The organism is Halorubrum sp. AJ67, from assembly GCF_000513435.1.
Map to the genome: position 1 here is coordinate 268,373 of NZ_CBVY010000001.1, position 22,757 is coordinate 291,129.

Here is a 22,757-nt window from a genome sequence, read left to right on the forward strand (position 1 = left end):
CTGGTTTCTCTGACCCTTCACCCCCACCGGGGATAGAAACTAATAGCTGATCTTCAGCCCCACCTTCTATGGGGTCAGGCCCGGCTGATTTCGCTGTCTGGAACGCGATCGGGGTCGAGCTCTCTCACCAGTTCATTCTGGTCGTCCCACGTGCCATAGCAGTCTGTACAGATCCAGCAGTTGCCGTCCTCGACGGTTTCGTAGAGGGATAGATCGGTCGTTCGCTCGCTGAAGCCACACCACCAGCAGCGTGTGAGCGACGTAAATGCGTCCTGTTCGGCGGCGTCGTCCCACACGGTCTTGGTGGCGGGTTTCCAGCGGTAGGCCTTACTGACTGGGAGTAACTGGACAGGGTGGTGTTTGAACAGGGTGATCGCTTGGTCTTCGTCCAGCGTGGTGGCGTGGATTCGGTCGATCTCCCCGTAGCCGGCGAGCTGGTACGCACCGTCGCGGTATCTGACCCACGGCCTGTGATATCCCTGTGCGCTTACGTCAGCGCAGACTGATGGGTGCTCTCGAAGATACCCGAGGAGGTCCTCTGCGATTTGTTTTTCTGAGGTGGTCATCTTCCTTATTTGCTGGTTCTCAGGGTATCTACTTGACACCGTTGGGCAGGTATTCTTGGCCGACGTCGTATTCCCGCTCTGTCGCGATGTCGATGAACGTCGCTAAACAGAGTTCGTGCATTCGGGTGGGCGAACCCTCTGCCATGTCTGCGAGACTGTCCAGAGTGGGGTCGTCCATCGGGGCACCGACCGTCTCGAACCCGGTTTTCCCGATCTGTTTGAGGCTCGGCTGGTCCCACTCGGGGATGTGGGTAACGGTGAGCTGGTCGCGAAGGTTGGGGTTCGCTTCGTACACGGAGTCCTTGTTGTCGTCGCTGACGATCGTGGCGGTGCCGATCTCGGTGTCGACGTAGTCCTCGATCCAGTCGGCGACGTATTCTTGGACTCCGCTGGGCATCTCCCCAAAGTCGTCGAAAACGAGCGTGTAGTGGCCAGTCTCGATCCGGTCTTTGACTGCCCCTCGGACGAGTTTTTCAGATCTCGTGATTGACTGGAGGTCGGGCTCGGTTATTTTGTGCCTTGGCGGAACGGGCTTGCTGATCAGGTTGTTGAGGAAGTGACTGAACATGTCTCCAACAGTCGTCACTTCGACGCCGTCGACGACGAGAGGATGACTGCCTGAGAGGTGGTGTTGAACAATAGCTGACCGTCCGGAATCGGAGGGGCCAACGATGTGGGTGTTCCCATCCGGGAGGGTTTCATCGAGCTTACTGTGGTCGATTTTCCCATCCCGTTCGATGTAGTTACCGCGGGGGTACCGATTAGGCGCAAAGATATCATTAATGTCCATCTGAGAAATTTTGGGTGGTTGACGTTCTTATATTATTCGTTTATCAATACGTTTTATACTAACGACTGTACAGCGGATGTCTGTTCGGCCATGGGGCCGGTTGGTGTGTCCGGTGTTGCCGGCCCAGTGGGGCCGGTGAGGGCGTTTCCATCTCGGTGTGACGAACAGGTCTGCTTCGTGGCGTTGCCGCCGTTGTCGTCGCTGTGGCCTCCGAAGATGGTCCCGTACGGGGTGAAGTCGACGGTGAACTCAGCGTAGTGGGTGACGAGTGGGTTGTTCTGGCGGGCTGTTTCGGGGTATCCATCGATGGGAGCCCGTTCAGTGTGGAAGGTGAATTCGGCTGCGCGATACCGCTTGACGAACATCGCTAAGGTGGCGTGGGTCGCCTTGAGACGGATCTGGAAGTCTTCCTCTGGCTCGAGCTTTTCGGTGAAGCTAACGGTGGACTTGTCGTTGATGATGCCGTGGCCGATGTTCTGTTTGATCTCTTCGAAGAACTGGAGCGAATCATGGTACGCTTCACGTGCGGTCAGGGTCTTCGTGTGGCTCATTATCTATATCCTCTACCCCCATCGGGTCTCAAAAACTCACGCGGGGTGCCGGTTATTGGACTAGAACTTCCCATACCGCCAGCCGACAAGTCCGGCGCAGCCTGCGAGGAGGTATGCGAGCCCGTGTATCCAGAGAGTAACTGTCGTTCCGGTTACGAGCTCTGCGATATTGAGGACGAACAGGAGAGTAGATAGAGAGGCAACGAAAAGGATGCTACTGTAGAAGAGCGATGCTCCGTGGGTGGTTTGCTCTTCGAGTGTTGCTCTGGCTTTACTCCATACGGCGAGGTAGCTGGTGAGCAGCGAATCGTCCATACTACCCGCTCTCACCCCTATTATTAAACAATTTCTCAGGCGACGCTTCGCTTCGGAGCGGCACTTGAGATGGTGGCTTGGGCCGGAGATTGGTCCGTTTCCTCGGGGAACGAACGGAACTGGCAGTTGGCACATTCGTAGAGTCGGGCTTCAGAACTGGTGTTGACCTCGCTTTGAGAGACGGGATACAGATCGGTGTGGCCACACTGTGGACAGCACTGATCGGTCGTCGCGGGGTCGACGATATCGAGATCGAAGCTGTCGGGGTCGTGTCCGTGAATCTGGGTAAGCTCGTAGTGTCGGTGGGCGCGGGTGGATTCCTCGAGAGCAGACGGAGATGGAGTGAACTCACGTTGGGTGAGGGTTGCCGAGAGATGTCGCGCTGTGTGGACGGAGTCGTGGACGGTGTAGAGAGAGGCCCAACTGACGTTCGGCGTTCCGACTGACCAGCGATCGGTGTCTTGTCTCGGTACGAGGCGGTCGAGGGTGACAGGGCCGTCGGCGGTCGGCGTCCAATACGCATTGAAGAGTATCCTCCCGCCGGGCTCGGTGATTCGGATCAACTCGTCGAAGAGGCGAGCCCTCCGGGCAGTATTCAACTTGAGCCAGGGGGGGTCACAGATGACGAAAGCGAATGTGTCGTCGTCGAACGGGAGCGTATCGCTTAGCACGTCTGCTCGGACGGTGTTGTTCGTCAGGATGTACTCTGCTGCCGGGTGTTCTGAAGGATTGTCGGCTGTATACAGTGATCCGACGACGTCGATCGGCGGGTTCCCGACGATGAGATCGGCGAGATACTCGCGAGCATCTTGGAGTGTAGTGCTGGACTCGGCTTGGAGGTTCTCGATGATTTCGACTGGCGTCTTCATGTCGATCCGGATGGTCCCGAGGGGGGAGAGCCCAGCGCAGATGTTGGCTATCGGTCCGTCGACGTCGGCGATGAGCGATTCGACCCACGCTTCGAACGGCGCGGGCCACCGCCAGGTGCCTTTGAACTCGTGATCGGCGTCGTGGGTGTCTGGCATGGTGTTAGTCGGTGGCCGCGATTCGGGGGAGGAGCGATCCGAGGTTGTACTCGCCGGAGTAGCCACCCACAGCGGCTTTCGCGTGGATGAGGTTGGCTGCCCGGCGGTAGGCTTCGTTGCTCGTTGGAGCTACTACGTGGTACCCGATGTCGAAAACGCGAGGTCGAGACTGTTCGACGGTGTGTGCGTCGTCGAATTCGTCGATGAATCCGCCTCGTTGAGCAGCGTCGTCGCTTATCTCGATGATACCGTGTACGTAGTACACGTCTTGTTCTGCCTGCTGGTAGGTGGTTCCGTTCATAGGGTCTTGCTACGGGGAGGAGAGACGCGATCTAGTGTTACTGCTCGGTGTCGTGGGGAACGACAGGTTCGGGGAAGTGAGCGGGGCACGCGCCGTCGCGGATGAGCCCCTCGAACTCGCCAGTTTCTGCGTTGGCGTACGCCCAGACATTATCGCGGTGTTCGCCGAGGAACTTCATGTCGATCAGCTCGTATCGTGGGTCGTCGTCGTTGAACGAGAAGACGTCTCCAACGTCGAGCGTGGAGAGGGGGACTTCGTTTGGTTCGAGCTCTCGCTGCGGGCTGCTGTCGTGGTGAGTATCTTCAGTGGACATGGTGGTGGTTTCTCAGAGTCGCCTTTCTCTACTAACTCTTCTCCCCACCCCCGAGAGGTAAAAACACCTTATTCAGACGTGTCAGGCCATTACTGGTGGGCCTCACCGATGGGTATATTTGACTAGGTGGTGAGGTTCAGATTATATGAGCAATGATAATAGTCGGTTCACCAGCGACCGACGTCCTCTTGATCGCGCCACGTGGTCCGAAACAGAGGATTGGGAAGCTGGAGTGGCCGAGAACTTGGACATCGATAGTGGCGATCTCGTTGCTCAACGTCTCACCACCATCGGCGAGACGCCAGACACTGTGGTTGATAACTTCGAGACGGGCGATCTGTCGAGGTATGACACGGCTTCGGGTGGGAACTTCTCGGTGACGCCCAACCAGGTCATCAATGGGGCGTACTCGCTTGAAGCAGACTTCGAATACGACACCCCGAACCAAAAGAATATCTTCAGCATGTCGGGGTTAGCAAACTATCCGAAGAAGGGAGACACGTTTTCGTTCTGGTATCGGGCCAATTCGTCATATGGAGAGAAGCCAAGGGTGTTCTTCAATTATATAGATAGTGATAATTACTACATGATTGGTATAAACCGATCTAACGGCGGGCCAAATTACTACAAGGTTCGTGTTTTCCGAATCGGGGACGATGGCTCAGAGATAATTTGTACGACGGGAGGGAACGGATCGTGGAAGGGGAATGCGAATACGTGGTATGAATTTGAGATTGTCTGGGCGACGGATGATGTGTTTGAACTCTACATCAAGGATATAGACGGTGTCGTTGAAGCGAGTGCCTCTGGTTCGGATAGTAGCCCATTGCCACCTGCTGAGGGTATTGGATTCAATGCTAGTGGTGACAGTGCGTACGGGGCGGGTACAACGAAGATATGGTTCGACAACTTTCAGATCAAGAACCGGGTGGAGTAGAGGTGGTTTGGTGTGTGGTCAGGTCAATCGAGATCGCTGATGCTGATATCGTCGACGTAGAAGTTGCCGGTCCCCTTGCCGTAGTGGGAAGCATGGATGCAGAACTGACCCACTTCCGAGGCGACCAACGGGTCGAATGTTGCTTCAGCTGAGTCGTATACATGACCATCCTCGCGGTCGATTTTCCAGTTGTAGGTTCCACTACCGAAATCCACATTGGAGACGGTGATTCGCACCCAAGTGTTAGACGGGAATCTCCACCCTCTGTTCGTGTGGTTCACGTGGACGTTCTGTGTGGTCTCCCGGTTGAAGTTCAGTCTGAACAGTGTCTCCTCAGCGGCGGACTTCCAGTAGAGTTTCACATCGTCGTAGGGGTCAGCTGTCTGCTGGATCCAAGCAACGTAGGGGCCAGATGCCGTTGTTTCCGGAACTGGCCTTCGTACGGACCCTTTGCCATCAGTATGGAGACGCCCGGCGAAGTTTCCTGAGTGGGTGGGCTCAGAAGCGAGCTGCCAGCTAAAACCGCTTGACCTTTGCTCAACGTCCCAATCATCTAGGTCACCAGACTCGAAATCTTCTGAGAACGTGTGATCTCCTCTGGCTTCCGAGGGAAGGATCTGCCCACCCTGTAGTTTGATGCCCTCTTGTTGGTCCAGTTCTGGTTCCCACCCGGCGGTGCCACCCCATCGCAACTCGCCATTCCGCAGGGTCTGTTTTGCTTGTGATGTATAACGGTGCGTTTTATCTGCCATATCGGTTACCTGACTGCGCTGTAGAGGCTCTCGACGTCTGCTCTGGGTAACGCCCGGTTGTATATCCGAACATCGTCGATCCCTCCGTTCCATGGGCGCGATCCGTTGGTTGCCCAGTTTCCAATCGTATGTCGTGTGTTCGAGTCAATACCATCTGTATGAGTGACCGAGTCGAGGAGCGTTCCATCGATGTATACTCGGAGATATTCGTTTACCGCATCGTACACGGCAGTGTAGTGGTAGTACGTACCGAAAGAAAATCCGGGGCGCTCGTGGTGGATCCGTGTGGCTTTGGAGGGCGTTTCCTCGTTAACGCGAAAGCCGGTGAGGCCTGTCGATTTGTTGTTATTGTCAGCGACGTAGAGTTCAACAGTTCGGTCATCCTTCCCCCGCCCCTTCTGATAGATCCGCTGCCACCCTTCGAGGGCACTTCCGTCCATCCGGGCGTATGCGGCGATCGTGAATGAGCCTTGGATGTCTAACTCACTGCTGGTGAACGTGACCGACCCTCGACTTCCGGGATCGACCAGCAGTGAGTTCGCACCGACTCGCCCAGCTCCCGCGTACGTCGCCCCGTCGATTGCTCCGTCGTTGGTCCCGACAGTGTCGATTGCGTCGGGGGTGGTCGGGTCTTCGAACTTCCAATGTGCGACGAGCCCCTCTGTCGGGCCCCGAATACGATCCGCAGTGATAGTTCCGTTCGCGACGGTGACGTACTGAGCATCAACAACCTCACCTTCCCACCCACTCTCGCCTCCCCAAGAGGTGGAGTTATCTCTGGGAGCTCGCCGATCGCTCGTGATATGGGGGGTATTGGTCATAGGGGCGATCTGTGGGCCATAGCTTGGGTCCTGTTGGTTACGGGGGCGGTGTCAATCTCCCCCGCTGGGTGATCCGTGGCTGTTCTGTAATTGACTCTACCCAGCAGATTGTATAAACAGTACCGGTGAGCCCATGGGTGTCGTTTTCCGAAGATAGTTGATAGAAATCAGTTGATGTGCCGGCGCAGGTTGGTGAGGTTCTTCTGCCCAACTCCTGGGAGGTCCAAGAGGAACTCGTCGCTGGCCGCGTGGACATCGAGTTCGGTCGTGATTCCAGCCTCGCGGAGGTTCTTGGCTGTTCGGTCCCCGATTCCGTCGACCTCGGTAAGGGGGATGGGGTCTGTCGTGTTCTTCGAGATGAGGTTGATGGCGTCGGTGATCGTGTCCGCACGAGCGTCGGTCGGGTCCAACTCTTCGCTCGCCTTGTAGGACTGACGGAGAACGGTTAACGAGGAAATGAACGGTTCCGGGGTCGTGACTGCGGGCGTGTCGTTGTCGGATTGGGCCTCTTCCGCGAACTTCCACCGATCGCCGCGGGCGGTGTCGAACTGGTCTCGGCTTTCGAAGCGACGGTGTCCGTCGCTGTCTTCGAGGACGACGGTCTGGTGATCGGCGAAGATGATGGTGTATGTCTCAGCCGGCTCTGGAGTCTCGTTCTCACGGCTGTCGGCGTAGACTTGTCCTTCGGATAGTGGAGTCTGTGCTTCAGCTGTTACAGTGTCTGTTTCGGTGGTGGCTGACATCGTGGGTTGTGTGTACTGCCTCAGTCTGGGGATAATAGCCTTTGGGGGGTGTACCTGTTAGAAAATACAGTATGTTTTAGTACGGTAGGCTGATACTGTGAGTATGGACCACACGGGAAACGAAAATGGCGATCCACACTGTTCAAAGTGTGATTCTGAGCGTTTGAAGGCTCTCTACCATCTCAATATACTCGCGAAGAAATACGCGGAATCGGCTGAGGAGTCGTACAATCGTGGCCTGAAAGAGGGCGCACGGGTGGATAGTCAACGGAAGAAAGCGTTGTATAGCCTCAAGCAGTCTATCCTGGCTGAGTTCGTTGATAGTGGCTGTGTAGATGAGATCCGCACACATGAGATTGATGGGCGGGTGTACTACTGTTTCTATGTTGGGGATTTCTCATACCACAGTCCGGTGTCTGAGTGGGATGAACCACTGGAAGAAGCGCCGGAGTCTGCTGTTCAACTGGAGTCATTTGATGCCAATCCTAGCAATCGTTCTGAACGAGTGGCTGAGCGAGAGGTATTGGAACAGCTCACGGAGTGGTTTGAGTCGCCAAATTACCATATCGAATCGCCATTCACAGATAGCGGATTCGGTGGTCGGTTCGTAGGGTGGTCGGGTCTCCCCGGCACGCTCCAAGAAGGAGACCGGGTGCCTGATCGCTATCTGGATGATCATCACAACGACAGGGACTACCTGTTCGAAGTCGGTGATTCATTCCAGACTAGCGAGGGAGAGTGTGAGATAATAGACCGGTACTATGCGTATCTGACGCCGTTGTATGATAGATCACCACTCTATCAACAGCAAGCCTACGACGTTCTACTCGATGGGGATCGGAGAGAGGGTATTAGACAGCGGGAGATCGTTGATGGGTGGAATATACTGGCTGAGAGCATTGCTGATCCTGTTCCTAATGTGGATGGACCGCTCAGTGGGATGGTCCGAGGAGCTATAGAAGACAACGTCGACGAACCGATCGAATTCGAGATTGGAGATATACTTGAGATTGAAATGACGGGGGTGGATGACCCACCGATGTATTGCCGGCTAACTGAAGTACATGTTTCAAGCCATCTCCTGATCGGGCAGTACGAAGCTGTTCCACCGAGTGACGATACACCGCAGGGACTAACGATTGAAGAGATTGCAGATGATGTGGTGGCTGTTCACGACGAACCACCAACGGAGGTGTAACTAACTGTGGGTGTCTGTAGAATGGGGTATCTCAATTCGGTAGCGTAACGGTCACGTGAACGACGTGATGGTTGTCTCTTCGGTTTCTGGTGGCTGCTCGTGAGACGGGCGAGAAGGCGATGCTGTCGCGGTGGGGTTCGTCTCCCCGAGAGTGCCCGCCAGAGAAACAGTCATCAGAGCGGCGAGTGATGGCGTCTCGTGGTGTTTCCAGTTGAGTGCGTATATCGTGTCGATTTCAACCGCCTCGCTGTGTGCGAGGCTCCTGGGGGCCTTGTAGACGATCGTCCCGTTCGGACGGGTGACGGCCGAGGCTTGGTACAGCGGTTGGTGTCGTTTGAACGGGCTTCGGGAGGGGTTGACCTGAACAGATACATCGAACGTGTCGACGTCAAAGGGGAGCTCTTCTTGCGCTCCTGCGTAGGTCTCGGCGTGGGCGATTGGGGTTCCTAACTCGGTCACGATGTCGCTGTGAAGCCGGCGAACTTCCGACTCGTCTTCGGCCAAGATCAGGACATCGTCGGTGGCGGCGTCGATCTGCCCGGCCGCCAGCGCCGCGAAAGGCCCCTCCCAGAGGTGGGTGTCATCGTGTTCGTGGAGGTGCATGAGAGTGGCTACTGGTGGTCGGTGGGTTCCTCAGAGAGGGCCACATCGACGAGGTGATCGATTTCGTCTCTCGTGATATACTCGTTTTCGGCTGCGTTGCGAATTGCCTCGAATATGCCTTCTGCGAGGTCGTTGGTGTTGTATCGCAGATTGCTGTTGTAGAGGCGGAGCCACTCAGTGAGCCACGTAAGCGCCAGCTCTGACCAGTCGGTCGTCCCCTCTGTATACATGTGCCCGACGTTTTCAGCGACCACGTCGTCGGCGCGTGCGTTTTTCACCCGCGGGTCGTGCGTGTTGATAGCTGATTCAACTGCCTTCTGGCACTTGAGGTGAAAGACGTCGTACCCGTCGTAGTCGTTCTCGAACGTCTTGTCGGCACGGAGTTCTTCGAGTCTGAGCATGTACTTCGAAGTGAGCTCTTCGACGGGGATGTTGAACAGGATCGATAGCTCGTCGATTCGACGCCCATTCAGAATTGGGAACGTCTCGCTTCCATCGTAGCCCTGCGGTTCGAGCGTGACGTGGTCTCTATCTGCTAGCATGGTTAACTCCCGTGGGTGCTGATGTCGGCGTTCGGGCCGGCGTAGAACCGTATCTTACGCTTCGCGGCTTGGATTTCCGCGTGGTGGTTGGGGTGGACGTCGATCCCGAAGTCTTCGAGGAAGTTGCGGGCGTTCTCCTCGGGGTCGTATCCGTAGAGTTTGTAGCCCGAACTGGTCGCTCCCGCAGACCGAACCAGGAGGAATCGTTGAACGGTGCTGCCGTCTCTGGCAACGAACTTCATCTGATCTCCGTAATTCACAATTGATGACCTCTCACCCCCCACCGGAGGGCAGAAACCCTCTACTGTTCGATGAGCTTCAGGTCCTCATGTGTGAACGAGATGTCGAAGTCGGACGGTGTCTCGCTGATGGTGGTGCCTGAGTCGGTTAAAGCATCGACAGTGGGTGGGAGTATGGTGCTGATCTGGCCAAACAACTCTGATCGGATCTCCCACGTCAGTTCCTGAGAGCTAAGAGCAGACCATGCGGCGATTTCGGTGTCGTTGAAGAAGATGAAGTGCATCACGAAATCACGGTGTTGTTCTTCGCCTGTGCCAGGGCTGACTATCGTCACGGCCACAGTGTTCATCTCCTCCGTCTCTTCAAACTCAACGCCTCTTTCTTCAACATCTTCTGCTTCCAAGACGAAACAAACGACCTCAACATCGTCCCGCTTCGTGGTCCCGTCGTCTGGATCGACACGGAAAAATTTCTGAGCCCGTGTCAGAGGAAGCGTCTCGTTGACCGGTATGTTGCCAGCAGAGATGTCGGCTTTTAGGTCTGCTTTGAGAGATTTGACTGCGCCTTCGAATTGTTCGTCAACCTCGGTTTCAGGTGGCTGAATACCGAATATTTGGTATAGTGCGGATATCTGTTCTGATGAGAGACTACAATTAGTGCGGATCGCGTCCAAGAAGGACTCTACCTCTTCGCTGGTCAGATCCGTCGAATCGATTTGGTCGGGGTCTGGTTGGAACTTCTCGTCGTCGGGGTGGATAACCCCAGTATCGTCGGTGTACACCACACCGACCGATTTGAGCGCGTTAATCTGCTGCCAAGAGATGCTGCCGTCAGTTGGGAGGCTATCCCAGTCGTTGATGATATCCCAGCCTTGAGGCTTGAGCTGGTAGTTGATGTTCCCCAGCTCGGAGGTCCAAGCCCGGATGTAGTAACCAGGGTCGTTTTTGTATGAGTTGATTGTTGGCATGGGTGCTAAAAACTCAGAAGATAATTTACTCCCTAAGTGTGTCGCTTGATATCTTAGTGCCCCTGAGACATGCCGCCATCCTCGAGAAGGTTGTCCATCGCGAAGGCGTAGATCGTTGTCGGAATCTCTTGGAATCGCTCTTGGTTGAGCGGTCCCGAGTCATCAGGGAACTCACAGTCGAACTCGATGTGGGGGCCGTCGGGTGCGTAGCGGATCGCGCTCACGGTGAGCTGTGTTCCCTCCGGGATTTCCAACTGCCGGTTATCGTAGTCCATCGTGTATTCCCCACCGAGGGAGACGACGTGGCCATGTTCGAGCGTGTGCGAGCTGGTGAACTCGTCGATGTCTCGAACATCGTCTTTGTCGACGTAGACATCGCCGTTGTTCGTGTGGAGCTTCATCGTGGCTGTTCCGTCGTCGTCGAACTCCTGCCAGTCCCAGACAGCGATGCGGAACACGCCATCTTCGCGGCCGTCGGCCGTGTCGACTTCTGCGTTGTCCAGATAGACGATTGCGATTGGGTTGATCATGGTGTTTTGGTGAGGCCGGTGGTCACTGCGCGACGGAGACGTCGGCTCGCTCGCGGAACTGCTCGTAGGTCTCGAAGAGGTGATCGCCGTTGAACGCGACGATGGAGGTGAGAACGTTGAGCAGGTACGGGCCATCCTCTCCATTGTTGTAGTCAGACTGCATCGCGATCGCGAAGTGGTCGTGCTCGACGAGGATCTCCCAGACGAGACAGACTGCGTCGGCGGGGATTACGTGGTCTTCGTGAACCGAGTCACGGACGTCTCTGAGCGTTTCAGCGTTGTCGTCCTCGTCGATGTCGTGGTAGTGGTCGATGTGGACGTTGATCGCGTGCTGGACAGCTGAGGCTTCTTCGTCGCTGACGATTGGAACTGGTCTCATGGTGTGCTTTCGGGGGTGTTCAGAACGCTGTGTCCGGTGTCGGACTCCTCAAGGGTCCCCCTCACTTCTCTGGGGGGTAAAAACAGTCGGCTGGGGGTGTGTTCGTGTGCCCTCACCCCACGTTCCTGAGTGCGAATTTCATCTCGCACACGGGGGGTGAGTCAGAGCGGGTAGCCCCTGTGCTGGACACAAGGTGGGTTCAGGAGGTCGCCGTCTTGAATGTAGGTGAACCAACCATTTGGGGTGACCCCGCAGTCGTGACAGCGCGTTTCGTTCCATCCGCAGTCGTCGACGCCGCGGTTGGCCCAGCATCGAACGCGATCGCCGCCATGGCTAACGAGGACGCCCCCGCCGCACTCCGGGCAGTTCTCCGGAAACTGCTTGTACACGCCTTCGCGGATGAGACTCCCAATCCGAGAGAATGCGAAGCGGAGGTCGGCGTCTGCGAGTGCGTCGGCGTATGGGCCAGTGGGCGGCGGTGGTGTCATGGGTGACTACTGTAGGTCCGCTTCGAGGGCCTGACGTATGGTAGTAACTGTCGAGAGTTCACGTTCGCGGAAGGGATTCGACTGGCCGATGATAAACTGCCGGACCATCACGTCGGAGTTGAGCCCCGTGATCAGCCTCACCGCGGCGAATTCGGCTTCGGGCCGGCTCTCGTAGCCTCTGGAGAGCGTGGGGAGGAACGCTCGGCCTCGTGGGTCGACCTCGATTGTGGCGTCGAGTAGCCACGTCCCGTCCTGGGGTGTCGAAACGTGGATCGAGACTTGGACACCGTCCAGCCGCTTGTGGTAGCGGTACGTCGTCCGGAGCGAGCTCTGCCGAGTAACGCTCCAACGTTTGGAGACGCTGTCCGCTTTCGGTGCTGGGCCTTCGTTCGGGCGGTCGTCCGCGGTGAGAGTGTCTTGCATGTGCTTAGGTGCTTGCTGGGTGCTTCGATGAGGTGGCGTGGGTGGGTTCTGCTGGTGGTTCGAACTCCAGTTCGGTAAATCCGATCGCGTCGACGAGATGGAACTCACGGCGACCGGACGGGTAGACGATTTCGATGATGTCTCCGACTGAGGCCGACCGGACCGTGTGTCGGGCGTCCTGAACGGTGTTGACGATCTCGCCTTGCGCGTGGTGGTACGCACGGTTTTGGTCAGTCACGTCGAGAATGGTCTCTGCTGGGCGATACGCTGTCTCGAAGGTGTCCTCGTCGGGGTCGCGACCACCGTATCCGACTTGGTGTCGGAGCTCCCGGTTTTCGAACGGGAGGTGGTGGATGGTGCTGTATCCGCGAGATGGGTCAGTAGACATCTATGAACTCCTCTGTCCCACTTCCGGGAGACAAAAAATCTCAGTCGGTCCGGGGGTGTTCGTCGACGTAGCGGGTGGCGCTCGACCAGACCTCCTGTTCTGGATCGACGCGAGGCCGCACCTGCTTCACTCGTCTGCGGGCTTCGTCGACGTCGACGCCCGAATGAACCGCGAGGACCGCGGCACAGACTGAACAGCTGCGCGAGACGCCGGCCTGACAGTGAACGAAGGTCACCTCCCCGCTCTCGACGGCGTCGAGCACGTAGTCAGCGGCCGCCTCGAACGTTTCGTACTCGTGGGGGCCGTCCGGGAACACGAACTCATCGCCCGTTGTAGATTCGCGTGGGCATTCCCTCCCAAGGACCCGAGCGTAACCGACTGTGACCACCTCGTCGAATGGGTTGTCGATTTCAGACAGTGCGCGTGCCGTTCGGGCATCGCCGATGTGGAGGTGGGGGATGATTTCGTTCATGGTTTTTCTGCTCGCTTGACGGTCAAAAACGTCGCGGCGGGCTACTCTGCTGCGAACTGGGTTGCGATCGCGAGGTCGCGGACGGTGTCGACGTGAGAAATACCGTTGAAGTCGTGTCCACGCCCGACGGTGGCGGCGTACGTTGAGATTTCACTCGAAGCGAACTCGAAGAGGATCTGGGCTGCGTTCTCGATCACCGCCGGGTCGACGATGGACATCGCTCCAGAGTGGAGGTCCATATCGACGGTCTCGGCATCGGCAGTGAATTCCTCGCCCTGGTCATCAAACGTGACGGTCCCATCGGGGAGTCCCTCGGTATCGAAGTCGGCGTCGATGGACGTGACGGTGAGGATGGTGTCGGTATCGTCAATATACAGGCGGTCGCCTTCGCTGAGGTCTTCTAGTGAGGTCATGGTGGGTTGTGGGAGTGGATCTACGTAGTGGTTCTCTGGGTGCGATTCAGTCGTTGAGGCAATCCGGGCAGATGGGATCGCTGTTACGGTCGGTGTCGGTGCCGGGCTCTTCTCCACACTGCTTACAGGGTGGGGCGACGCCGGTCAACTCGCTGATGCTGGCGTCGTCGGGATCGCCGACGTGACGCGCCTCTTCACGATGAATGTGACTGAAGGTCATTGGTGGGTGAGGTCTCAGAGCCGGGTGTATCACTCAACACTCACCCCTCCCGGTGAGCAAAAACACTCTGCTGTCCGTGAGGGTATTGAGTGTGTCAGTTCTAGTGTGGGCTATGGCCGTGGGTCCGTTTACGTTTCGAAGCGTGTTTAATGGCACTACCGCGTTGATTCTCCGCCGTCGTTAGGGATCTCCGGTTCCGGGAAGGTATCACCGACCTGTTCTTCGAGGTTGTATGGACTCCCCGTATCGTGCTCACTCAGGTTGTGCCAGCGGTTCTTTTCCGAGCTGTAATAGAGCGTGTTGAGCGCCATATCCGTTGCGAACCAGTTGTCGTCGGTGTCCATCACGAAGTCGAGTGACCAAGAGGCGTCGTCGAACTCTTGGGCGGCTCGGGACGCCCACTCGTACAACTGGTCAATGTTATCGTCGATGGCGTTGATCACGCGCTCGTAGTGCGCGACCCCATCAGTTGCTCTCGCGAACGTCTCCTTGCCGACGCGGGGGAAATGATAGAGGACCTCGCCACCAGCGACGAAGAAACGGACTTCGGGGTGGAGCGTGTAGCGGCCGTCTGGGTAAAAGTCCAAATCGAGGTGTTCGCGGATGGGAAGTGGGGTGAATGGTGGCATCTCAGCCATGAGCCGATCCTGGAGCTGGTGCATGACCGTCCTCACGATTTCGGCCCCGTGAGTTGACCTCGATGTGGTTCCCGTCTCCGAGGTTTGTCGCGGATTTGTAGTCACTTCGGAGGAATGCCTGCTTGTTGTCGGTATTCTCCACGAAGGAGGTGATCACGCTGAAGTCTGGGTGACCGAAGAATTTGAAGACCGGCTCGGGGTCTTCGGTCATGATGATGCCGATCGGATCGATCTCTTCCTCCTTGAGGAACTCTCCCCCGCTGCCACCCTCCAATTCGAGGATCTGGGTGTCGATGGTTGGGATATCGAGCGGCTCTAGGCGGGGGAACCAGTGGGAAAGGCGGTTCCGGGTATCGAAGAACTCCACGACTTCCGGTCTGAAATCACTGGGAAGTCCGTCAGCGAACCGGTCTTGATACCGGGAGATCTGAAGGAGGGCTGACGGAGAACTTCGCTATCTCCTCTAATGCCTCTCGTTTTTCGGCTTCCATTTCCTCCTCCATCGCTGTGAGTTCCGCGAATCCCCCGGCGTCCTGCTGTTCAGCATCGCTTGATTCTCCGTTGTTAGATGTGTTAGTTGTCATTTTCACCACAGTCTGGACAGTAGTCTTCGCTCCCACGGTTTGTCCATCCGTCTTCGCGGGCCTTCTCTCGCTCTCTGGTGGCGGTCCAACATGCGTAGCCCGTTGTTTTCGGGCATCCTTCACCGTCGCAACGGAGGATCACCGATTTCATGTAGGTCATCGGCTAGCAACCCCGTTCGTCTTTGGATTGTCCAACCATATCTCTCACCCCTTCTCGGAGGATAAAAATCACCTCACGCGATGGCGTCAGCAAGCTGCTCGAGTTCGTCTTTGAGATATGTCCGGTGACAGATCTTGTCGTCGGTATTCTCGTAGCACACGAGGTAGACGGCGGTTTCAGGGAGCATCGAGAGGATATCTCGCATCGCCCGACGCTGGGTATCGCCCCCGAGGTGAGCGCGGTATCGCTGCTCGAAGTCGCAGGCGTCGATCGCGTCGTTGTGGCCAATCTCGTCGGCGAGTTCCTTGAACTCGGTGAGGAGGTCACGCGGTGGGGCGAGGGCGGTGATGTTGGTGTCGAGGTGAGTCTGGATGCCGTACATCGGCTCGCGGACGACACCGACGACGTAGTCATCGTCGTCAGGGACGACGTGACCGTGCTGGAGAGCGGCGTGATAGGTGTCGTGGAGTCCTTCCATGTTCAGAAATCAGGTGGCGAGGGTAATGAAGGTGTCCGAATAGCCATTGTGAGATAGGGGTTGGTAGGTTGTGTGTAGCTATTTGATGGAGTGTATTTCCCAGCCACCAAGAGCGTCACTTCCTACAATTATAAATCACCCAAGTCAGACATTAGTTCAGAACTTCGCTCATTCCACTCATCACGCTCTTCCGTCTCACGCGCATTATTTTCCGTCTGTTCTTGCGTATATTCATCAGGAAATTTGTAGTCATCAGGAACTTGATCAAGAGCGATCGTGTAATCAAGGTCGCTATCTCGGTATGTGAGTTTTTTCTTCCATTTTTTGAAGATGCTGTCGAAGGGTTCGGTGGTGTTCTTCCATTTGCCCTTCAGAGTTCCGGACGCTGGAATTAATTCAACACAAATAACATCTCCTTCATTTCCCCGGTGATATGCGGGATTGGTTCCTCCAAAGAGTGGGATGTTCCTGTCTGAGTATACTTGTCCAGCTGGATTAGCCGGTTTTGAACTGCGACCACCAGTCCGTTTTACTAAGAGAACGTCGCCTTTCTGTAATTCCATCTGTCTATTTGATCTCAGGGCAATACAAAAGTGTGTCTCTGTTGAAAAGCTTAGAAATTGATATAGTCGCATTAGCCACGGTTGGTATAGAGAGCCCACTTTTTCGCACTCTTCAGCGACTAGTCGTTTTACCGAGAATCAGTCTGAACAGGATTTTAACAAAGCAGGTAGGAGTCTGTTACGTGGAGAACTCAGGGTCGTCGCCGATGCGAGATGGCTCGGGGCCGGACTGACCCTGATATTTCGACCCGCGCTCTGAGCCGTACGGCCTCTCGGCAGGCGACGTCATCTGAGTAAACGTGATCTGCGAGATCCGCATACCCAGCGTCAGTGCGACTGGCGCAGCGCCGAGGTTCGAGAGTTCGAGGGTGATCTGCCCCGAGTACCCGGCATCGGCGAGTCCTGCCGTGGCGTGGATGATTATCGCTAGCCGCCCGAGCGAGGACCGCCCCTCAACGTGCCCGACGAGATCGTCGGGGACAGTGACCGATTCGATGGTTGTTGCGAGGGCGAACTCACCGGGGTGAAAGATGAACTCACTGTCGTTGTCGACGTGGGTTTCGAAGACGTACTGATTCACTTCATCGACGTTGTTCGGACGGATACAGGGGATCTGGGTTCGGTTAAACTCCAGAAACGTGCTGCCCAGTCGGAGGTCGACGCTACACGGCTGGACTTGCTGGTCGATGTCGGTTAGCGGGTCGATCACGAGGTCGCCCTGTTCTAACCGATGTAGGATGTCGGTGTCTGAGAGGATCATGGATGTGACTGGTCGGTGGGGCTGGCTGCTCGCTGCGTTATCCGTGCTTTTCGGGAGTCTGGTCCATGTCGACCTTGACGGCTTCATGTTCATCGACCCACTCACATGTGAAGCGCCGGGCCTTCTCGTAGTTCAGGTCGAGTCGCTCGTACAGGGCGCGGGCGTTGAAGCCATCTTGGGGGTCATTGCTGATGCTCTTCTTCGAGGAATCGTCTTCGTCGTACTCGTTGAGGGGGACGATCCAGAGTGTGTTCTCGTCATCGTCGAAGATGTACGTGACAGCCTCGTATCCCTCGAATAAGTCGACGGCGCTGCTGGTTGGAGCGATCGCCGCAGACGCTCGGAACGAAAGCTTGGGCGGCTTCTTGATCGGGTCCTTCCCAGTGAGCTTGGAGAGATTCGCGAGCTTCTCGTCATCAGACAGCTGTGGGCTGTCGGTCTCTGCTTCGGTGGTGTCCGGACTCTCTGGAGTGTCCTCTGCGCTGCTGGCCGCATGTTCTGGCTCGCTCATTTGCCTCTACAGGAGAGTCCCAGAGAACCGATAAAAGTGTACCGTCCGATTATCTCTCTGTAACGGCCATCACGCCGAAAGATTCAGATAGAGGTGTGTCAATGTACGATATGAACGAATCATGCGCCGACGGGTATTTCTAGCATCTAGTATCGGGGTTGCTGCTTCTCTGTCCGGCTGTTTGGGCATCGGGGGGAGCGATGTGCTTCCAGGGAGCGGTTCAGATAGTCAGCCAGAGCGCGATGAGGCCCCCGATCAGGGAGGTCAGGGTGGTGAAACCAGCGAAGAAAACGACAGTGACGTGGGGGAGCAATCGACTGATCCGTCACCCGAAGAGGCGGATGACGGGGCGAAGGTGACGTTGGAGAGTAACGACCCCGTCACGGTTGTGGAGACGTTCTACGAAGCCCTCTATGCGCCAGACCTTGAGATGGCAAATGGGCTGCTCCATCCTGAGAGCCCCGCGCCGATGTACACTGACGAAGTGGTGTCGTCGTTCGAAGCGTATACGCACAAGCTCGAAGATGTTGAGCTGGTTGAGGAGAGTGATTCGAGTGCCGTGGTTGCGTTCATCCTCGTTCTCACGGGCGGGGAGGGTGTTGTTCGACGGAGCGAAGTTACACTTGAGGTCCGGACGGACGGCGACGACTGGAAGGTCTGGCAGATGAGGCGGTAGGCCTCTGCGTGACCGGCCCGATCGACGGATGAGTGGTTAGACGAGTCGGATCGCTCCGGGATCATCGCCGTCTGGATCGATCTGTTCGAGGGCCGGCCCCCGAGAGCCGAGCGATGGGTTGTCGAGACGGTCACGGAGATCGCTTCGAGCGGAGCGCACGTTGTCGCTCACCGTCTGCTGTGTCTTACCTCTCGCTTCGGCCCAAGTCTTCTGCCATGCTGTTTCTCGGAGCTCTCGCGAACCCGGCGGCCGCCGTCCGCTCGGCGGGATGTCCGTTTTGGTCGCGATGAAGTCGAAAGCGGTTGCCGCGCTATCGACAGTCGTCACGTAGCCTGTCCGCACGCTGTTCTCTAGTTCGCGGATGAGGTGGGTAGCAACCCGGCTGCTTGTGTGACGGTCGATATGGTCAACCTCGAACCCGTCACCTGCGTCGTCGACGACATCGGTGTGACCCACTCGCCCCCAGCGGAACGCGCCGTTCTGGACGAAGAGGTCGGCATAGACGAGGACACCACCGCCGCAATCGACGCTCGTTCGGATGCCGTAGCCGAATTCGTGGAGGCGATCGGTGACGACGCTGACGTCCCACTCGGGGTTGATCATGAAGATGGCGTCATGGAGCATCGATTCGGGGTCGATGTGGATGACTTCTTGGCCGTCTTCGGTGTCCAGCTCGTGTTCCGCCCTGTACTCCGGTTCGTCATCGTCAGCATCGAAGCCTTGGCGATCGTCGATTCGGGTGATGTCCATGACAAGAGACTGTAACCCGTGAATTGCCTGCTCGAAGAGACGCGGGTCGAATTGCGCGTCTTCGTCTGCCGGGATCTGCTTTCCGGCTTCGTCGACGCGGTGGATTGTGTATCCTCGCATGAGACTGACTACGAAAGAGTCGTACTAAAAACTGTGGGGTCGCATACCTGTTTTTATCAATAACTGTCTCGGTGTTCAATATAGAGACACTTATTACGGAAGGGGAAAACTCCCGAATGTGTCCGTAGAAGCAACATCTGTCGGCAGCAGCCCGGATCTGAACGAGACCGAGCGCCAGTTGGAGGAGTATCTGTTGGACGAAGCCGACGACGTCGCGTATTTCAAATCGCGACTGATTGCGAAGGACCTCGACCTGTCATCGAAAAGTGTCGGGCATAACATGCGTACCTTGGCTGACGCTTCCGGTGTGTTGAGTATCGAGAAGTGGGGGTATTCGGGCGCGACGACGTGGATGGTCCAGATTCAGGAGTGACGCGGCCGCTGGCTGGTGACTGGCTATTTCTCCCACTCTTGTTTGATGAGCATCCGTTCTGTGGGTGAGCGGATAGGGATCCAATCGGCTAGTTCCCAGTCGTGTTCCGTGAGGTTGACATCGACGGTGTGTGAGGCCTGCCGTAAGGTAATGAACGGGTGCGATCGCTTGGTAACGCGGCCGGCGTGCTGGACGATTTTGTCTGCTTCATTCCGCCGGACGAGGACAGCCCTTCCGCACTCGACTTGAGACATCGGCGCTTGGAGGAGCTGCGTGGTGTTCGCGATGTCTGTGCTCTTGAGGCTGGTGTCGGTCTTAGGGGCCATCGGGGTTGTCTTTGGATAGCTCGGTTGTCTTCCTGCTTGAACTCACGCTGAGGCGGAGTATACGGATACGTTCCTCCGATTCGTGCTTATACGTATCGGCAAATTCTCATCGAGCGATATGGGGACGTAGCATCTACACCACGGCGTTAGTCTGGTCGAACGGTTTCTGGCGGTTCTGGGGGATGTTGTTGTAGCCACTCTACGATCGCCTCGTCGGAGTGGCCGACTCTGAATGGGGTACGGTCGGCTGGGAGGTGGCGGCGGTCCAGAGGTTTGGCTCTGGTAAGCCCGATGCCTCCGGCGCAGCGCGTTACAGTCGTCCAAGAGGATTCGGACACTGTGACAGACGGCCTCCCAAACTGGTATTCGATCATCTGAACTGAGCCATCAGAAACGGTGAACCACCAGAAGGCATACTGAGTATGCCGCTCTCCGAACAGCTGGAGTACGGTATCTCCCTCGCGGAGTGGCTTGCCCCAGTCGGCGTATGCGTCTCGTACCTGGTACCACGGTTTTTCTTCGAGCCGTGACTGGGAAGCGACGCCGAATGAGCCGAGTGTCGCATCTCCCCAGATCTCGCGAGGGCCGATTTCGCCTTCATAGTCCGGGTGGACAACGTAGCGTGTGTTCGACGGTTTGGGTGGTTCTGGGTAGTAGTTGATGCTCCCTCGGTATTTGTCGTCGAGAGACTTCTCCTCGAGGTCGTCCAGCGTCTGCCGGATGTAGCCGATCGCCTCGCTGCGGGTCTCGAACTTTCGACCAGACCGGCCCCAACTTTTCCCCTCAACCCGGACCCGGCAGTAGGTGGTATCGCTAGCAGTCGGCGGGGAGATGCCGATCGCGTAGTGGTCGTTTCCGGATGGGTGAGCTGGGTCAGCAGTGATCTCCTTCCGGTACTTCGTCCGGGGCATGGGGCTAGTCGTCAGCTCGGGCGTGGCCCGTCGGCGACGGACGGGTCTCTTCGTGAGTGGTCAGGTCGGTGGAGACACCGTGCTGGGTGGATTCGACGTCGATGGTTTTCTCGCCTTCCTGTTGTTCGAGCGTGTACATCCATGCTTCCCCGAGGCCCGTGAGAACCTCGTCTTTCAGCGACTGGCTCATATTGGAGCGCCTGTCGATGTCGTTGATCAGGATGGCGAACAGAGTGTGTATGGATCGGTCGTTCGGCGTGGAGGTGATCCCCAGTTCATCATCGAGCGTGTCCGTACTGTACGTCCGCGGCAGGAATGGGCGTGAGCGTCTCATGGTATTAGTCCTCTTGATCGGCAACTCTCAGAGTCACCGACCTTCACCTACCTTCGGGGGATACAAATTCTCTATCTGAGGGGTGGGTTCATTACCGGGGGATCCATATCCTCTCCCAACTGTGAGCTCTAGTGCGGCCCCGACAACTCCAGAAGATCGGATCATCAGTCTCGACGTTCTCCGAGGCGTGGCCATCCTCGGGATACTCGTCATCAATATTCAGTCGATCTCGATGCCGTCGATCGCGAGGATCAACCCCGCTACGTACGGTGGATTTGAAGGCGCGAACTACATCGTGTGGTTGCTAAGCCACGTCTTCGTCGAGCAGAAGTTTATCGTACTGTTCTCGATGCTTTTCGGCGCTGGTGTGCTCCTGTTCGTCTCTTCTAAGAAATCGAAGGGGGAGCCGGCGCTGAAGCTCCACTACAAGCGAACGTTCTGGCTCTTAGTCATCGGGCTGGCTCATGCGTATCTTCTCTGGGATGGTGACATCTTGGTCACGTACGCACTGTGCTCGTTGGTGGTCGTTTTAGCGTATAACTGGCCTGCGGAGCGGCTTGTGGTTGCGGCGGTGGTTCTCCTCTCGGTTCCGTTCATCCAGCAGGTAGAGACGGTGATGATGCTGGATCACGGGATGGAATTGGGGTATTGGACTACAACGCCCGAGGAACTCCAACAAGAGATTGCTGTCCATCAGGGTAGTTGGTCGGCGCTGGCTGCTGATCGGTTCGGTTCGAACGTGTACTCACAGACGATTGCGGTTGTGGACCGGGCGGGATGGCGGTATTCTGGTGCGATGCTGTTGGGGATGGCCCTGTTCCGTTGGGGTGTACTCTCGAATGAGCGGAGCTCGGAAGAGTACATCAAATTGGTTGCTGGGTGTTTCACTGTGGGCATCACAATCACGGTCGCGGGTGTCGCGTACCTCCACTATCACGACTGGGGGAGCGTGGCTGGGTTTTCCTGGGGGCTGTTCAACTACTGGGGGAGCATCCTCGTCTCTATCTCGTATGTGGGCGTCGTTATGCTGTTCTGTCGGCGGTGGGCTGGTGGGCGTGTCGAGAAGGCTTTGTCGTCTGTTGGCCGAACCGCACTGAGCAACTATCTGCTTCAGACGGTCGTCGCGACGACGATCTTCTACGGACATGGGCTTGCCTTATTCGGACAGGTGAGCCGCGTGGAGCAGATGGGCATCGTTCTCTTGATTTGGGTGGTCCAAGTGGGAGTATCGGTTCTGTGGCTCCAGCGATTCCGGTACGGGCCTGCTGAGTGGGTGTGGCGATCGCTGACCTACGGTCGGGCGTGAAACGGCATTAGGCTGTTCCAAAAGAACCAGCGGGGGAGACTACTGTTCGATGTGGCGTCGGTCGATGGACGTGACATCGAACGGGAGCCGGGCCGGGACTTCACCTGTATCGGCGTCAAGAGCGTCGATCTCGACGTGGTAGGTGTCGTGGGTGTTGAACGAGAGCGTCGTGGTAAATTCTTCGCTGACGCCGCTTGAGAGGGCGATTGGTTCATCAGTGATCACACTGGTGAGCGCCGCGCCGTCGGCTGTTGCGGTTCCATCCGTGAGGGTAATGTCGCCTTCCTGGA

Annotated in this window: 39 protein-coding genes; 5 read left to right on the top strand and 34 right to left on the bottom strand. The window is 56.8% G+C overall.

Annotated features, from left to right (window positions below; translation table 11 throughout):
• Positions 1-74 precede the first annotated feature (74 nt).
• Genes BN903_RS01420 through BN903_RS01450 form a run of 7 tightly spaced genes read right to left on the bottom strand, consistent with a single transcriptional unit; the run spans position 75 to position 3,861 of the window.
• The gene (locus tag BN903_RS01420; protein WP_048076004.1) at positions 75-566 is read right to left on the bottom strand and encodes a hypothetical protein; all 492 of its coding nucleotides are present in this window, start codon (positions 564-566) and stop codon (positions 75-77) included.
• Between the two features lie 28 nt (positions 567-594).
• Complete coding sequence (locus BN903_RS01425) at positions 595-1,356, bottom strand: hypothetical protein (RefSeq protein ID WP_048076005.1); 762 nt, start codon at positions 1,354-1,356, stop codon at positions 595-597.
• Between the two features lie 53 nt (positions 1,357-1,409).
• Complete coding sequence (locus tag BN903_RS01430; RefSeq protein ID WP_048076006.1) at positions 1,410-1,907, bottom strand: hypothetical protein; 498 nt, start codon at positions 1,905-1,907, stop codon at positions 1,410-1,412.
• Positions 1,908-1,967: 60 nt separating this feature from the next.
• Positions 1,968-2,222 (bottom strand): hypothetical protein, encoded by a 255-nt coding sequence (locus BN903_RS01435; protein WP_048076007.1) that lies wholly within the window; start codon positions 2,220-2,222, stop codon positions 1,968-1,970.
• Between the two features lie 35 nt (positions 2,223-2,257).
• Complete coding sequence (locus BN903_RS01440) at positions 2,258-3,247, bottom strand: hypothetical protein (protein ID WP_048076008.1); 990 nt, start codon at positions 3,245-3,247, stop codon at positions 2,258-2,260.
• 4 nt (positions 3,248-3,251) lie between these two features.
• On the bottom strand, positions 3,252-3,548 hold the full coding sequence (locus BN903_RS01445; protein ID WP_048076009.1) for a hypothetical protein: 297 nt from the start codon (positions 3,546-3,548) through the stop codon (positions 3,252-3,254).
• A 37-nt stretch (positions 3,549-3,585) separates the two neighbouring features.
• A complete protein-coding gene (locus BN903_RS01450; protein ID WP_048076010.1) occupies positions 3,586-3,861 on the bottom strand; it encodes a hypothetical protein in 276 nt (91 codons plus the stop codon).
• A 145-nt stretch (positions 3,862-4,006) separates the two neighbouring features.
• On the opposite strand from BN903_RS01450, the gene BN903_RS01455 reads away from it, so the two are divergent.
• Entirely contained in the window at positions 4,007-4,798 is a 792-nt protein-coding gene (locus BN903_RS01455) for a hypothetical protein (protein WP_048076011.1), read from the top strand.
• 23 nt (positions 4,799-4,821) lie between these two features.
• Here BN903_RS01455 and BN903_RS01460 read toward each other — a convergent pair whose 3' ends face one another.
• The 3 genes from BN903_RS01460 to BN903_RS15120 all read right to left on the bottom strand — a co-directional run bounded on the left by BN903_RS01460 (position 4,822) and on the right by BN903_RS15120 (position 7,114).
• Positions 4,822-5,550: a hypothetical protein gene (locus BN903_RS01460; protein ID WP_048076012.1), complete on the bottom strand. Its 729-nt coding sequence runs from the start codon at positions 5,548-5,550 to the stop codon at positions 4,822-4,824.
• 5 nt (positions 5,551-5,555) lie between these two features.
• A complete protein-coding gene (locus BN903_RS01465; protein ID WP_048076013.1) occupies positions 5,556-6,371 on the bottom strand; it encodes a LamG domain-containing protein in 816 nt (271 codons plus the stop codon).
• A 167-nt stretch (positions 6,372-6,538) separates the two neighbouring features.
• Complete coding sequence (locus BN903_RS15120) at positions 6,539-7,114, bottom strand: helix-hairpin-helix domain-containing protein (protein WP_052334884.1); 576 nt, start codon at positions 7,112-7,114, stop codon at positions 6,539-6,541.
• Between the two features lie 103 nt (positions 7,115-7,217).
• Here BN903_RS15120 and BN903_RS01475 point away from each other — a divergent pair, with 103 nt between their 5' ends.
• A complete protein-coding gene (locus BN903_RS01475) occupies positions 7,218-8,312 on the top strand; it encodes a hypothetical protein (RefSeq protein WP_048076014.1) in 1,095 nt (364 codons plus the stop codon).
• Positions 8,313-8,363: 51 nt separating this feature from the next.
• Here BN903_RS01475 and BN903_RS01480 read toward each other — a convergent pair whose 3' ends face one another.
• From BN903_RS01480 to BN903_RS01550, 19 genes are all read right to left on the bottom strand, one after another.
• Positions 8,364-8,915 (bottom strand): hypothetical protein, encoded by a 552-nt coding sequence (locus BN903_RS01480; RefSeq protein ID WP_048076015.1) that lies wholly within the window; start codon positions 8,913-8,915, stop codon positions 8,364-8,366.
• A gap of 8 nt (positions 8,916-8,923) precedes the next feature.
• Entirely contained in the window at positions 8,924-9,457 is a 534-nt protein-coding gene (locus tag BN903_RS01485; protein WP_048076016.1) for a hypothetical protein, read from the bottom strand.
• Positions 9,458-9,459: 2 nt separating this feature from the next.
• Positions 9,460-9,717, bottom strand: coding sequence for a hypothetical protein (locus tag BN903_RS01490; protein WP_195155671.1), 258 nt, complete (start codon positions 9,715-9,717; stop codon positions 9,460-9,462).
• A gap of 41 nt (positions 9,718-9,758) precedes the next feature.
• Complete coding sequence (locus BN903_RS15125; RefSeq protein ID WP_052334885.1) at positions 9,759-10,664, bottom strand: hypothetical protein; 906 nt, start codon at positions 10,662-10,664, stop codon at positions 9,759-9,761.
• A 53-nt stretch (positions 10,665-10,717) separates the two neighbouring features.
• Positions 10,718-11,194: a hypothetical protein gene (locus BN903_RS01500; protein ID WP_048076018.1), complete on the bottom strand. Its 477-nt coding sequence runs from the start codon at positions 11,192-11,194 to the stop codon at positions 10,718-10,720.
• A gap of 22 nt (positions 11,195-11,216) precedes the next feature.
• Positions 11,217-11,573, bottom strand: coding sequence for a hypothetical protein (locus BN903_RS01505; protein WP_048076019.1), 357 nt, complete (start codon positions 11,571-11,573; stop codon positions 11,217-11,219).
• A 161-nt stretch (positions 11,574-11,734) separates the two neighbouring features.
• On the bottom strand, positions 11,735-12,061 hold the full coding sequence (locus BN903_RS16240) for a hypothetical protein (protein ID WP_154017978.1): 327 nt from the start codon (positions 12,059-12,061) through the stop codon (positions 11,735-11,737).
• 6 nt (positions 12,062-12,067) lie between these two features.
• Positions 12,068-12,484: a hypothetical protein gene (locus tag BN903_RS01510; RefSeq protein ID WP_048076020.1), complete on the bottom strand. Its 417-nt coding sequence runs from the start codon at positions 12,482-12,484 to the stop codon at positions 12,068-12,070.
• A gap of 4 nt (positions 12,485-12,488) precedes the next feature.
• Positions 12,489-12,872 carry a YodL domain-containing protein gene (locus BN903_RS01515; RefSeq protein WP_048076021.1) on the bottom strand — a complete coding sequence of 128 codons (384 nt, stop codon included), beginning with the start codon at positions 12,870-12,872 and terminating at the stop codon, positions 12,489-12,491.
• 40 nt (positions 12,873-12,912) lie between these two features.
• Positions 12,913-13,344, bottom strand: coding sequence for a dual specificity protein phosphatase (locus BN903_RS15130; protein ID WP_052334886.1), 432 nt, complete (start codon positions 13,342-13,344; stop codon positions 12,913-12,915).
• A 41-nt stretch (positions 13,345-13,385) separates the two neighbouring features.
• On the bottom strand, positions 13,386-13,757 hold the full coding sequence (locus BN903_RS01525; RefSeq protein ID WP_048076022.1) for a hypothetical protein: 372 nt from the start codon (positions 13,755-13,757) through the stop codon (positions 13,386-13,388).
• Positions 13,758-13,803: 46 nt separating this feature from the next.
• A complete protein-coding gene (locus tag BN903_RS16245) occupies positions 13,804-13,977 on the bottom strand; it encodes a hypothetical protein (RefSeq protein ID WP_154017979.1) in 174 nt (57 codons plus the stop codon).
• A 155-nt stretch (positions 13,978-14,132) separates the two neighbouring features.
• Positions 14,133-14,639: a hypothetical protein gene (locus BN903_RS01530; protein ID WP_154017980.1), complete on the bottom strand. Its 507-nt coding sequence runs from the start codon at positions 14,637-14,639 to the stop codon at positions 14,133-14,135.
• A complete protein-coding gene (locus tag BN903_RS01535; RefSeq protein WP_048076024.1) occupies positions 14,608-14,982 on the bottom strand; it encodes a hypothetical protein in 375 nt (124 codons plus the stop codon). Before BN903_RS01535 ends, BN903_RS01530 begins: the two co-directional genes overlap by 32 nt.
• 31 nt (positions 14,983-15,013) lie before the next feature.
• Complete coding sequence (locus BN903_RS16250) at positions 15,014-15,199, bottom strand: hypothetical protein (RefSeq protein ID WP_195155672.1); 186 nt, start codon at positions 15,197-15,199, stop codon at positions 15,014-15,016.
• A gap of 233 nt (positions 15,200-15,432) precedes the next feature.
• Positions 15,433-15,837, bottom strand: a complete 405-nt coding sequence (locus tag BN903_RS01540) for a DUF488 family protein (protein ID WP_048076025.1) — start codon at positions 15,835-15,837, stop codon at positions 15,433-15,435.
• 128 nt (positions 15,838-15,965) lie between these two features.
• Entirely contained in the window at positions 15,966-16,400 is a 435-nt protein-coding gene (locus BN903_RS16255; protein ID WP_154017982.1) for a hypothetical protein, read from the bottom strand.
• A gap of 178 nt (positions 16,401-16,578) precedes the next feature.
• Positions 16,579-17,160, bottom strand: a complete 582-nt coding sequence (gene dcd, locus BN903_RS01545) for a dCTP deaminase (RefSeq protein WP_048076026.1) — start codon at positions 17,158-17,160, stop codon at positions 16,579-16,581.
• 37 nt (positions 17,161-17,197) lie between these two features.
• Positions 17,198-17,671: a hypothetical protein gene (locus tag BN903_RS01550; protein ID WP_048076027.1), complete on the bottom strand. Its 474-nt coding sequence runs from the start codon at positions 17,669-17,671 to the stop codon at positions 17,198-17,200.
• A gap of 301 nt (positions 17,672-17,972) precedes the next feature.
• On the opposite strand from BN903_RS01550, the gene BN903_RS01555 reads away from it, so the two are divergent.
• Positions 17,973-18,347: a hypothetical protein gene (locus tag BN903_RS01555; protein WP_154017983.1), complete on the top strand. Its 375-nt coding sequence runs from the start codon at positions 17,973-17,975 to the stop codon at positions 18,345-18,347.
• 36 nt (positions 18,348-18,383) lie between these two features.
• Here BN903_RS01555 and BN903_RS01560 read toward each other — a convergent pair whose 3' ends face one another.
• Entirely contained in the window at positions 18,384-19,217 is an 834-nt protein-coding gene (locus BN903_RS01560) for a hypothetical protein (RefSeq protein WP_048076029.1), read from the bottom strand.
• Positions 19,218-19,335: 118 nt separating this feature from the next.
• On the opposite strand from BN903_RS01560, the gene BN903_RS01565 reads away from it, so the two are divergent.
• Positions 19,336-19,590 carry a hypothetical protein gene (locus BN903_RS01565; protein WP_048076030.1) on the top strand — a complete coding sequence of 85 codons (255 nt, stop codon included), beginning with the start codon at positions 19,336-19,338 and terminating at the stop codon, positions 19,588-19,590.
• A gap of 23 nt (positions 19,591-19,613) precedes the next feature.
• Here the strand turns inward: BN903_RS01565 and BN903_RS01570 are convergent, their stop codons facing one another.
• From BN903_RS01570 to BN903_RS01580, 3 genes are all read right to left on the bottom strand, one after another.
• The gene (locus BN903_RS01570; protein WP_048076031.1) at positions 19,614-19,916 is read right to left on the bottom strand and encodes a hypothetical protein; all 303 of its coding nucleotides are present in this window, start codon (positions 19,914-19,916) and stop codon (positions 19,614-19,616) included.
• Positions 19,917-20,062: 146 nt separating this feature from the next.
• On the bottom strand, positions 20,063-20,827 hold the full coding sequence (locus BN903_RS01575) for a hypothetical protein (RefSeq protein ID WP_048076032.1): 765 nt from the start codon (positions 20,825-20,827) through the stop codon (positions 20,063-20,065).
• A 4-nt stretch (positions 20,828-20,831) separates the two neighbouring features.
• Positions 20,832-21,161: a hypothetical protein gene (locus tag BN903_RS01580; protein ID WP_048076033.1), complete on the bottom strand. Its 330-nt coding sequence runs from the start codon at positions 21,159-21,161 to the stop codon at positions 20,832-20,834.
• A gap of 121 nt (positions 21,162-21,282) precedes the next feature.
• Here BN903_RS01580 and BN903_RS01585 point away from each other — a divergent pair, with 121 nt between their 5' ends.
• Complete coding sequence (locus BN903_RS01585; protein ID WP_052334887.1) at positions 21,283-22,467, top strand: DUF418 domain-containing protein; 1,185 nt, start codon at positions 21,283-21,285, stop codon at positions 22,465-22,467.
• Positions 22,468-22,506: 39 nt separating this feature from the next.
• Here the strand turns inward: BN903_RS01585 and BN903_RS01590 are convergent.
• A partial coding sequence (locus tag BN903_RS01590) for a hypothetical protein (RefSeq protein ID WP_048076035.1) occupies positions 22,507-22,757 on the bottom strand: 251 nt, incomplete at its 5' end.